Here is a 10901-nt window from a genome sequence, read left to right as displayed (position 1 = left end):
GGGGGAGGAGCCGCAGGCGCCCCGGGCCGCCGAGGCACCGCACGAGCCGCTGCCGGAGCCGCTGACCCTGCTGGAGGCGCTCACCGACGCCTGCGCGGCGTACGCGGCGGACGAGCGGGACGCACCGGACGCGGCGCCCTGGCCCGCCCGTTGACCCGCCCTTGAACCGACCGTCCTCGCGGCGTCACCGTACCGGCGCCGAACTCCCGTGCCGCCCCGCCCTGTTGAGGGTCGCGTAGGGCGGCGTACGCCGAACTCGCCGACGCCTGCGGCTCATTCGCCCTTCACGGACGTCAGTCCGTCGATGCGGTTGAGGAACCTGACGTCGCCGCCGTTCTTCTCCGCGGGCACCTTGACGGCCTGCTCCGAGACGCGGACGTAGGTCACGGCGTGCTTCGGCGTCCCGGTCATCAGCGCCTTCACCAGCGGCTCCTTGACCGGGGGACGGTAGCCCTCGGCGTAGGTCTCCTTGGTGTGGTGCTGCGAGGCGAAGAAGACCAGCGCGCCGCCGTCCCGGGTGCGCAGCCCGAACGGCTCGTACTGCGGGGGCTTGGCCGCCACGTCGGCGAACTCGGTACGTTTTCCGGGCCTGTTCGCCGACTGCTGGCGCTTCTCACGCCGCTGGCTGGTCTGCTCGCCGGGGGCGAAGTCGCCGGTGCCCTCGCGCAGATAGCTCACGTAGGCGTCGCTCAACTCGTCGGGCGGCACGGCCAGTCGGGAGCGGGCGCCGTCCTCCACGGCCTTCGCATAGCCGTGCTTGCCGATCACGAAGCGCGGCATCTCCGACTTCTGGAGGACCGCGAGATACGACGCGCGCCAGTCGGAGTCGGGGCTGTCGTGCTGGAAGACGATCAGCCAACGCCCTTGCTGCGTACGGTTGCTGCGCGTGTCCGCGACGAAGAACTTGGGCCAGCCCGCCTGCTTGGGGATCAGGAACCGGGGGTCGGACAGCCGCAGCGGCTCATAGCCCGGGTTGCCCTGCGGGGCGATCTTCTTACGGGACTTCAGACCCGCGCCGTCTATCGCGCCGAGCGCCCCGGTCTCGATCGTGGAGTTCAGCCCGGGGTCGTGCGACGAATTCGCCTTGTTGCTCGTGGAGTTGAACTCCTTGAGGATCTTCCTCGCGTCGGCCTTGGAGATTGCGGGGATCACGGCGGTCTCGCCGTGCACCGTCACACACCCCGACATCGCCAGCGACAGCACCACCGTGCCGGTCGCCGACGCGAGCAGCCGTGCCCGCCGCGCTCGCCGCGCCTTCATCCTGTGTCCTCCCCGCCCCGCTTGCGGTACAGCACCTTATCGCCCTGGCCGAGGCGTTCGTCTCTCGGAGCCGGGCGCCCGTATGCAATCATGCGCGGCCGCCGGGCGGATCCGAGGGGGGCCGCGTGGAGTCCCCTGGCGGGTTCCGTACCGCGATCGGTCAACTGCCGCGGTACTGCCGGAGTTCCGGCCCGTCCCCGCGGCCCGTACGAGACGCCGGGGAGCCCGCTGAGCCCCCGCCCGTGGGCCCGCCCGGAACCCCGCGGCGGACCGGCACGCCCCCCGGTGTCCGCACTGATGAACACAGGCCGGATCGCGCGTGTGAAAGCCGATAGAGCATCACAGACCTGCATAAAATCGGGCAGAACATCCCAGTATCCCCGTGGTCCGGTGTGCGGCCGTCCCCAGGAGCGTTCCGTACGCGTCCGAGGCGCCCACCCGCTCACGGCTTACGGAACGGAAAGGAGGCAGCTGAATGGCTGCCACTACTGCTCGTCGCGTACGGATCGCCGCCACGGCGTCCGCCGTCCTCCTGGGCGGTTCGCTCCTGGGAGCGAGCACCGCCCAGGCGTCCTCGTCCGCCGAGCCCTCGGCCTGGCCGCAGAAGCCCTACGGCATCGTCACCGCGAAGTCGGGCCTGAACGTCCGCCAGTACCCGAGCACGGACTCCTCGGTGAAGTACGTCCTCCCGTACCACGCCAAGCGCGGCCTGGACTGCAAGATCCGTGCGCAGATCATCAACGGCAACCCCTACTGGTACAAGCTGCGCGACAGCAACTACTGGATCAGCGCCCGCTACGTGCACAACGTCGGTCACGTGAAGCTGTGCAAGGACCGCTACCCCTCGTCCCTGACGGACAGCCCCAAGGCCCGCGAGGCCATGGGCTGACGGTGCGGGCGCGCCGCTGACGTCAGCGGCCGGCCGGAGCGGGAGCCGCAAGCTCCTCGAAGACGGCCGTGTTCAGCGTGAAGGCACGCCCGCACTCGCCGACGATGCGCCACTTCTCCTCGTCGTCGGCAGGTACCGAGTCGAGCAGCTCGCGGTACCCCCTCTTGAAGGCGGCGGGGTTCGGAATGTCCTCGAAGACATAGAACCGGACCCCGTCGCCTTTGTGTGCGAAGCCCCAGTTCTTCTCCGCCCGCCCGCGTACGACCTGCCCGCCGGAGAGGTCTCCCAGATAGCGCGTGTAGTGGTGCGCGACATAGCCGCCCGGCCACTCCCGCGCCACCTCCGCGATGCGCGCCGCGTAGCTCTCGGTCGCGGCGAGGGGCGCGACCGTGCCGCGCCAGGCGGACGAGCCGTGCAGATGGTCGAGGTCCTGCTCCAGGGAGGGCAGCCGGAACAGCTCGCGCCGTACGAACGGGCCGGCCACCGGGTCGTCCACGAGCCGGGGCGCCGCCTCCTCCAACGCGCGGTAGACGAACCAGAGTTGCTCGGTGTAGCGCGCGTAGGCCGCCCTGCCGAGCCGGCCGCCGAGCATGTCGCTCATGAACGTCGAGGTCTCCGCCTCGGTGTGCTGCGCCTTGGTGGCGTCGCGGATGAGGGTGGAGAAGGGCAGGTGCGCGGGCAGCCTTGAGGTCATGACCGCATTCTTTACCGACGGGGTGTCGGGAAAACCTCGCGGGGGCGCCCGTCCGCTCAGGGCAGCGTGAGGACGTCCGCCCCGGAGTCGGTGACGACGAGCGTGTGCTCGAACTGGGCCGTGCGCCGGCGGTCCTTGGTGACGACCGTCCAGCCGTCCTCCCACATGTCCCACTCGTAGGTGCCCAGCGTCAGCATCGGCTCGATGGTGAAGGTCATCCCGGGCTTCATCACGGTCGTCGCGCGTGCGTCGTCGTAGTGCGGGATGATCAGGCCCGAGTGGAACGAGGTGTTGATGCCGTGGCCGGTGAAGTCGCGCACCACCCCGTAGCCGAAGCGCTTGGCGTAGGACTCGATGACGCGGCCGATGACGTTGATCTGCCGGCCCGGACGTACGGCCTTGATGGCGCGGTTGAGCGCCTCGCGGGTGCGCTCGACCAGCAGCCGTGACTCCTCGTCGACGTCGCCGCACAGATACGTGGCGTTGTTGTCGCCGTGTACGCCGCCGATGAAGGCCGTCACGTCGAGGTTCACGATGTCGCCGTCGCGCAGGACGGTGGAGTCCGGGATGCCGTGGCAGATGACCTCGTTGACGGACGTGCACAGCGACTTGGGGAACCGGCGGTAGCCCAGCGTCGAGGGGTAGGCGCCGTGGTCGCACATGTAGGCGTGCGCCACCTCGTCGAGCTTGTCCGTGGTGACGCCCGGGGCGATGTGCCGGGCGGCCTCCTCCATGGCGCGGGCCGCGATCCTCCCGGCCGCGCGCATCTTCTCCACGGTCTCCGGGTCCTGCACCTCGGGGCCGTCGTACGGCGTCGGTGCGTCCTTGCCGACGTACTCGGGACGCGGGATCGACGCGGGGACCTCGCGGTGCGGGGAGAGTTCACCGGGGGAGAGCAAGGACTGGCCAGACATGTGCGCGAGTCTAACGGTGGTACGCACCGGGCTCAGGGGGGAGCATGACGGTATGGCTCTCTTCAAGCGCAGCACGCCCGGCAAAGCGGGCGAGTGGTACTACTGCATCAAGCACGGCAAGGTCGAGGAGGGTCCGGAGTGCCCGGCCAAGAACCGGCTGGGGCCCTACGCCACCGAGGCGGAGGCCGCGCGGGCGATCGAGACCGTGCACAGGAAGAACGAGGAGTGGGACAACGACCCGCGCTGGGGGGACGCGCCCCGCCGGGACGGGGAGGGCACCTCGGACTGACCGGAGTCGCGTACGGGATCAGGGCGTCGGCGTTGGCGCGGCGGAGGTGGTCACCTCGGCGGTGTCCGCGCCGAAGGCGACGCGGGTGACCGTGCCGTCGGCGCTCCAGCGGACGGCGAGGGAGCCGGCGTCGGCGCAGAGCAGCCGGGCGGCTCCGGAGAGATCGTCCAGCGCGGCCCCCGCCCCCGCTTCCGTCGCCGCCTCCGCCTCCGACTCCCTTTCCGCGCGGGCCTGTTCGGGCGGCTGAGGCGGTGCCGCGCCGGGAACCGTACGGGGCGGTGAGCGTGGCGAGAGCGGCGAAGAGGGCGGTGCCCTCCGCGTCTCCCGTGAGCGCGGGGACCCGTGCCCACCGGGTGAAGGCGGTGCCCTGCGGGGCGCGGAGCAGGACGGGGGTCTCCTCGTCCCAGCCGTACAGCCCGTGCAGTCCGCCGGCCGTGGTCTCCGGCCCCGCCGCCGTCTCCACCGCCGCCCCCTCCTCCGGTTCGCCCGTCGCCCAGCCTGTCAGCCGTACCCGCGTGCCCGGGGGCGCCCCCACCACGCGGTGCACACGCAGTTCGAGCCCGCCCCGTACGTACGTCACGCTCTGCACGCGCAGCCCCGGCACCATCGGGCCGCCCGACGGGAAGACGGGCGTGTGCCAGGACGCCGCCCAGCCCCACGCGCCGCCCGGCTCCGACGCCGCTCCCAGCGGACGGATGCGCAGGCGCGCGCTGCGTACCGGGGTGCCGTGCGGCCCGGGTACCTCGACGGCGAGGTGGTTGTCGGGGACGTTGCCGCTCGCGGTCGGTCCCGTACGGGTGGAGTAGGCGAGCCGTGCGTAGAGCGGGTCCTCCGCGTGGGCCGACTCGCCCTCGTGGGGCGGGACATGGTCGCTGCCGTGGTTGTGCAGCCGCACCGGGCCGCCGTATCCGCCGGTCTGGATCAGCAGCCCCGCGGAGGGCAGCGCCAGCGCGCGGGGCGGGCCCTCGCTCGGTGCCGCCTCCTCGCGGGCCGTCCACAGCGGATCGTCCTCCGGTACGAGCAGGGGCAGCAGCCCCTTGGAGGCCCAGTACGGGGAGGCCGGGCCCGAGTAGTCCTGGAGGGTCGCCTCGTGGGGGCCGTGCCAGCCGAGCGTCAGCACGCCGTCGCGGCCGAGCGCGCCGCGGTCGAGGAAGTAGCGGGTGCAGCCGCTCAGCAGCCGCCGGGAGACACCGGGCGCGAGCGGGGTGTGGCCGGTCAGTGCGCCGAGGGCGACGGCGGAGTTCACGGCGAAGCGGTACGTCAGGGAGCGGCCGAAGTGCAGCGGTGCGCCGTTGCCGTCGAAGAGCAGCGCGAAGCCGTCGAGATGGGCGCGCAGCCGGGCGCCGAGCCGCTCCGACTCCGCGCTCTCGCCCGCCAGCCGGGCGTGCAGCAGCGGATACAGATGCAGGGCCCAGCCGTTGTAGTGGTCGAAGGCGCGGCCGTCGCCGTCGGCGTACCAGCCCTCCCCGGCGTACCAGCCCTCCAGCAGCTCCAGTCCGCGCCGGATCGCCCGCCGGGTCGCCTCGTCGCCCCGGCCGACGGACTCCAGGAAGCCGGCGACCGTGAGCGGGAAGAGATACCAGTTGTTGGGTGCGGGCACATGGCGCAGCGCCCCGCGCAGCCACTCCTCGGCGCGGTCGCGCACCGCGTCGTCGAGCCGGTCCCACAGCCACGGCCGGGTCAGCCGCAGGCCCAGGGCGACGGACGCGGACTCGACCATCGGCTGCCCGTAGACGGTGTGGTCGAGTACGGGCGGCCACGACTCGGCGTCGTCCCGACCCGGTGTGCGGGTGCCGGCGGCGAGCCCGTCCGCGTACTGCTGGAGGAAGCCGTGCGGGTCCGCGCCGCGCGCGCCCGCGACCCGGAAGGCCGCGGCGAGGAACGTCCGCGCGTAGCCCTCCAGTCCGTCGGAGCGCACCCCGGTGCGGGACGGGCGGCCGGGCAGGTCGAGCCGCGCGCCGCCCGGGGTGGCGAAGCGCCGGGCGGCGGTCAGCAGACCGTCGGCGGTGGCCTCCCAGTGGGCGCGCGTCCAGCCGGTGAAGGGGCTGAACTCCCGGTCCTCCGGCGGCAGTCGGAGGGGGACGTGCGCTGCGGCGGCAGGGGTCGCGGTCATGCGAGGAAGGCCAGCCTTTCGCGTCGTACGGGATGGGCGAAGCCCTCGCCACGGGCCCAGCGGGCGACTTCGGAGACGGTCAGATCGGCCAGCCGCTCCAGCTCGTTGCCGAGGGAGCCGGCGATGTGCGGGGTGACGAGGGCGTTCTCGCAGTCCCAGAGCGGGTGTCCGGGCGGCAGCACTTCGGGCTCCGTGACGTCCAGCACCGCGCGGATGCGGCCCGCGCACACCGCGTCGGTGAGCGCGTCCTGGTCGAGGACGGCGCCGCGCGCGGTGTTGATCAGGACGGCGTCCTGCCGCATGGCGCCGAGGAGTTCGGCTCCGACGAGGCCGCGGGTCGCGGGCAGCAGCGGGGCGTGGACGCTCACCACGTCGCAGTCCGCGAAGAGTTCGGGCAGTGTGACGCCGCGTACGCCGAGCGCCGCGGCCTCCTCCCCGGTGACGTACGGGTCGTACAGCCGCACGTCGACGTCGTACGGGCGCAGCAGCTCGATGACGCGGCGCCCGATCAGCGAGGCGCTCAGAATCCCCACCGTGCGGCGGTAGTTGCCCATGCCGGGGCGGACGTGCAGCCAGTCGCCGTCGCGGGCGCGGGCGGCGGCGTACTCGCGGGCCGACTCCAGGACGCGCTTGCCGCTGAGCAGGATCATCGCGACGGTGTACTCGGCGACCGGCAGGGCGTTCGCGGCGGCGGCCGACGAGACCTCGACGCCGCGCTCCCAGCAGGCGTCGGTGATGTGGCCGCGCACGCTGCCCGCGGTGTGGGCGACGGCGCGCAGCCGGGGCGCGGCGGCCAGCACGTCCTCGTCCAGGGGCGGGCAGCCCCAGCCGGTGATCAGCAGCTCCGTCTCGGCGAGGACGCCGCGCGCCCGTGCGCCGGTCAGTTCGTCGAGGCGGGGGAGCGGTGAGGGGCGGGTGTACTCGGCCAGTTCGGCGAGCGTCCGGTCGTGCAGGACGCCGCGTGCCGCCGCGGCGTCCATGGCGAGGGCCGCGCGGGGGCGGTCCCCGGGAGGCAGGGACGGGCGCGGGTGTTGGTGTCGGTGCGGAGGGCGGGTGCTGCGGGGACTGGGCATCTCGCTCCTGTCGCTCCGTACGCCCGTGCGGCTCGGGCCGCTCGGGGTGCTCGGGTGCTCCTGCGGTGGTGGGGACCGGGCGGGGCTGAGTCCGAGCGTGCCGTGCGGGGAGCGGGGGCGCCAGGGGGCGGGCGGGGCGTATGCCGGAAGGTTCAGACGTCCTGCCGTGGGTGGACCGTCATCGGCATGCTGTCGGCGTGCGCCATCGCCGACACCGCCTCCTTCACCGTGTGGCCCGGCACCGGTTCGAGTCTCCAGCGGCGCAGCAGGGTCGCGAGCAGGATCGTCGCCTCCATCAGCGAGAAGCCCTCGCCGATGCACTTGCGCTTGCCGGCGCCGAAGGAGAGCCGGTACTTGCGGTCGGGCTGGTCCCGTTCGGGGTCGAAGACCTCCGGGTCCTCGTACAGGCCGGGATGGCGGTTGACGGCGTAGAGGCTGAGGACGACCTCGGTGCCGGCGGGGAGTTCGTACCCTCCGAGCGTGACGGGAGCGTCCTTCTTGACGCGGCGCATCACCATCGTGACGCCGTGCAGACGCAGCGCCTCCTGGAGGACCTTCTGCGTGTACTCCAGCTTGCCGACGTGGGCGTAGCCGACCGGGTCCTCCCCGACGACGCGGTCGATCTCCGCCACGACCGCCTCCTGGATACGAGGCTGGCGGGCGAGTTCGTGGAAGGTCCAGGTGAGCGTCGCGGCGGTGGTCTCGGTGCCGGCGAACTGCATCGTCGCGAGCTCGTCCCGTACGTCCCGGAGCGAGAGGCCGAGCCCCGTCTCCGGGTCCTGTGCCGCCATCAGCAGGGAGACCAGGTCGAGTTGCTGTTCCTCGGAGCGGCTGGTGCGCTCGATGACGTCGTCGATGACGGACCGCAGTTCGCGGGCGGCTTCGATGAAGCGGGAGTTGGAGGTCATCGGCCAGCGCTCCCACCGGTCCGTCACCGGCGGTGAGACGGCACGTACGAGCATGGTCTCCAGGATGACCGGGATGATGCGCTGCACGGACTCGACGGCGTCGTGGCCGAGTTCGCTGGAGAACATGCACTCGGCGAGGCTGCCGATCGCGAAGCCGCTCATGGCCTTGTCGACGTCGATGCGCTCGCCCGGCCGCAGGGAGTCGGAGAGGCGCTGGGCGCGCGCGGCCATGATGCGGCTGTAGTGCTCCATGTACTCGTCGTTGAACACGGGTTGGATCGCCCGGCGGCGCGGTATGTGCGTGGTCTCGTTGGTGGCGAGGCCGCCGCCGACGGCGAGTTCCATCCGGTCGTAGAGGCGGCCCTTCTCATAGCCCTTGCCGAGCAGGACCTCGTGGACGAGTTCGTGGGAGGTCGGGACGACGACGGGCAGCGTCCCGAGGTGGATGCGCACCAGATCGCCGGTGTGCCGCAGGGTCTTGAGGAACTCCAGGGGGTTGCGCAGCGGGACGGCGTGACCGATGAGCGGAAGCCATCCCGGGGCGCGCGGTATCGCTGCAATCCCGCCTGCGGTCATGATGTTCGACTCCTCAACTCCCGTACGCCTGGCGAGATTTCGCCCCTGAGCGTGCGATAGCTACCCCGCTGATCGGTCACTCAGTCCCCGCGCCGGACCTCAAGCGGAACGGCGTGCGGGGACGACGTGGCGACGGGCGGCCGCTGCCGGGCCGGTGAGCGGGGTGGCGCCGCGGTGCCGGCCGGTACGGGGCACGGATCCGGAGCGCGGACGGCGCACGGACCCGGCGTATGGAGCCGGCGTGCGGATCCGGCGTACGGACCGGGGACGCGTGATCTTCCGGTCGCCGCCGCGACGAGCGGCCACGTACAGTACGCGCACGCCGGTACACGGCCGCCCCGCGGCGTCGCCCGGCATTCCGGATCGAGGCCCAACTTCCCCTGATGCAGGGCGTGTTGCTGCCTCACGCAGCAGATATGCTGCGGGTCCAAGCTCGGACGGGGCGTTCCGGTGCGGGGTCCGCCGCGCGTGGTCGTCGCCCGCCGTCGCCCCGCCGCCCGTACGCCGACGCTCGCCCCACGCTTAGGAGTCTCCCGGTGACGACGCCTCCTCCCTCTGCCGACGACGACGGAATGTCGCCGGAGGTCCCGCCTCCGGGCTGTCCCGCGCACCGGGGCGGCGGCGGGCTGGTGGAGCTGCACGACCCTTCGGCCGTCGCGAACCACGAGGCCACCGACGAGCGGCTGCGCAAGCTGTACGGGAACGTGGCCCCGGTGGCGCTGCCGGGCGGGGTCACGGCGTGGCTCGTGCTCGGCTACCGGGAGATCCTGGAGGTCACCGGCAATCCGCGGCTCTACACGCGGGACACCCGGCAGTGGAGCGGCGTGGAGCAGCTCACGCCGACGCATCCGCTGACGGCGCTGCTGGCTCCGCAGAAGCTCTGTGTGTTCGCCGACGGGGACGAGCACCACGAGCTGCGCGGGGCGATCACCCGTACCCTCGGCGAGTTCGAGTCGCGCAGTGTGCGCCGTCTCGTCGAGATGTACTCGAACCAGCTCATCGACCAGTTCCCGAACCCCGACCGCGGCCTCAGCGACGGTGTGCGGCACGTGGACCTGGTGACGGCGTGGGCCGAGCAGCTTCCCATGATGATCCTGGCGCATCTGGCGGGCCTCCCCGTCGAGACCGCGCCGCGGCTGGTGAAGCTCTGCCAGGACGTGATGGGCGGCACCGAGGAGGCACAGCACAGCCACCGCGAAATGACCGTCCTGCTCGAGGACTTGGTGGAGCAGAACCGGCGCTGGAACATGGAGCGCCCGCGGAACAACGTGACGGCGAAGCTGCTGGAGCGGTTCCAGGGAGACCGGGAGAGGACGCGGGAGCATGTGCGGCTGCTGCTGATCGCCGGAAACCAGACCACGGTGAGCCTGATGAGCTCGCTGCTGCGGTACGTGCTGACCTCGCGCGCCTTCCGGTCCGAGGTCAGGGGCGGGCACAAGACGATCGCGGGCGCCCTGGAGGAGGTGTCGTGGTACGAGCCGCCGCTGCGGCGGTCCTTCCACCGGGTCGCGACCAACGACACCCATCTGCCCAACAACGGCGGGACGTTCATCAAGAAGGGCGACCTGCTGGTCCTGGGCCTGGCCGCCGGGAACAACGACCCGGCGATCCGCTCGGCCGACGAGCCGCTGGACGGCAACCGGGCGCACCTGGCCTACGGCGGCGCCGGACCGCACGAGTGCCCCGGACAGGGCATCGCCCGGATCATCGTGGAGACCGGCGTCGACCATCTGCTGGACGCGCTGTGGCAGCTCGAACTCGACGGTCCCGAGGAGGAGTTGCGCTGGGAGGCGTCGTTCGCACAGCGGCGTCCCGCGAACCTTCCGGTCCGCTGCACCCTCAACCCCGTACGGCCCGGCCGCACGCGGTCGGCGCATTCGGCGCCCCTGCCGAAGAGCGTTCCTCAGTCGGCGGGGGCGATGCCGGCCGCCGCCGTGCCGTCGTCCGCCGCGCCCGAACCGGCGGGCGGCCGGGGGAAGTTGCGCAAGATCCTCGGGTCGTAGGGGCGGGGCCGACGTAGCGGGCGTACCGGCACCGGCCCGGCGGCGTACGTAACGTCCTGTCGCCGTACGGGAGTTGGGGGCGGCGCTCCCGTAGTCGGCCTGCTGTGGCTCCCGCCTACCAGCGCGTCGGCGGCGGCGCCGACAGATGTTCCGCGAGCCGGGAGAGACGGTCGCGGAACGAG

Annotated in this window: 8 protein-coding genes; 2 read left to right on the top strand and 6 right to left on the bottom strand. The window is 72.3% G+C overall.

Going from position 1 to position 10901, the window contains the following annotated elements:
* Positions 1–273: 273 nt before the first annotated feature.
* Positions 274–1260 (bottom strand): SCO2278 family lipoprotein, encoded by a 987-nt coding sequence (locus AN218_RS17520; RefSeq protein WP_070017831.1) that lies wholly within the window; start codon positions 1258–1260, stop codon positions 274–276.
* A gap of 475 nt (positions 1261–1735) precedes the next feature.
* Here AN218_RS17520 and AN218_RS17515 point away from each other — a divergent pair, with 475 nt between their 5' ends.
* Positions 1736–2149 carry an SH3 domain-containing protein gene (locus AN218_RS17515; RefSeq protein ID WP_070017830.1) on the top strand — a complete coding sequence of 138 codons (414 nt, stop codon included), beginning with the start codon at positions 1736–1738 and terminating at the stop codon, positions 2147–2149.
* A gap of 22 nt (positions 2150–2171) precedes the next feature.
* On the opposite strand, the gene AN218_RS17510 is transcribed toward AN218_RS17515, so the two are convergent.
* The 5 genes from AN218_RS17510 to AN218_RS17490 form a co-directional block, all read right to left on the bottom strand.
* Positions 2172–2843 carry a biliverdin-producing heme oxygenase gene (locus tag AN218_RS17510; RefSeq protein WP_070017829.1) on the bottom strand — a complete coding sequence of 224 codons (672 nt, stop codon included), beginning with the start codon at positions 2841–2843 and terminating at the stop codon, positions 2172–2174.
* A 56-nt stretch (positions 2844–2899) separates the two neighbouring features.
* A complete protein-coding gene (map, locus tag AN218_RS17505) occupies positions 2900–3757 on the bottom strand; it encodes a type I methionyl aminopeptidase (RefSeq protein ID WP_070017828.1) in 858 nt (285 codons plus the stop codon).
* Between the two features lie 107 nt (positions 3758–3864).
* Positions 3865–6159 (bottom strand): DUF2264 domain-containing protein, encoded by a 2295-nt coding sequence (locus AN218_RS17500; protein ID WP_070017827.1) that lies wholly within the window; start codon positions 6157–6159, stop codon positions 3865–3867.
* Entirely contained in the window at positions 6156–7139 is a 984-nt protein-coding gene (locus tag AN218_RS17495) for a hydroxyacid dehydrogenase (RefSeq protein ID WP_070017826.1), read from the bottom strand. The genes AN218_RS17500 and AN218_RS17495 overlap by 4 nt, the downstream gene beginning before the upstream one ends.
* A gap of 245 nt (positions 7140–7384) precedes the next feature.
* Positions 7385–8716 carry a cytochrome P450 gene (locus AN218_RS17490; protein WP_079132278.1) on the bottom strand — a complete coding sequence of 444 codons (1332 nt, stop codon included), beginning with the start codon at positions 8714–8716 and terminating at the stop codon, positions 7385–7387.
* A 536-nt stretch (positions 8717–9252) separates the two neighbouring features.
* On the opposite strand from AN218_RS17490, the gene AN218_RS17480 reads away from it, so the two are divergent.
* Positions 9253–10719 (top strand): cytochrome P450 family protein, encoded by a 1467-nt coding sequence (locus tag AN218_RS17480; protein WP_141747609.1) that lies wholly within the window; start codon positions 9253–9255, stop codon positions 10717–10719.
* The last annotated feature ends 182 nt before the right edge of the window (positions 10720–10901 follow it).

It is taken from the genome of Streptomyces nanshensis (assembly GCF_001751255.1).
Taxonomy (GTDB): Bacteria; Actinomycetota; Actinomycetes; order Streptomycetales; family Streptomycetaceae; genus Streptomyces; species Streptomyces nanshensis_A.
Note: the sequence above shows the minus strand (reverse complement) of the source record. Positions and strands in the feature narration are given on the sequence as shown.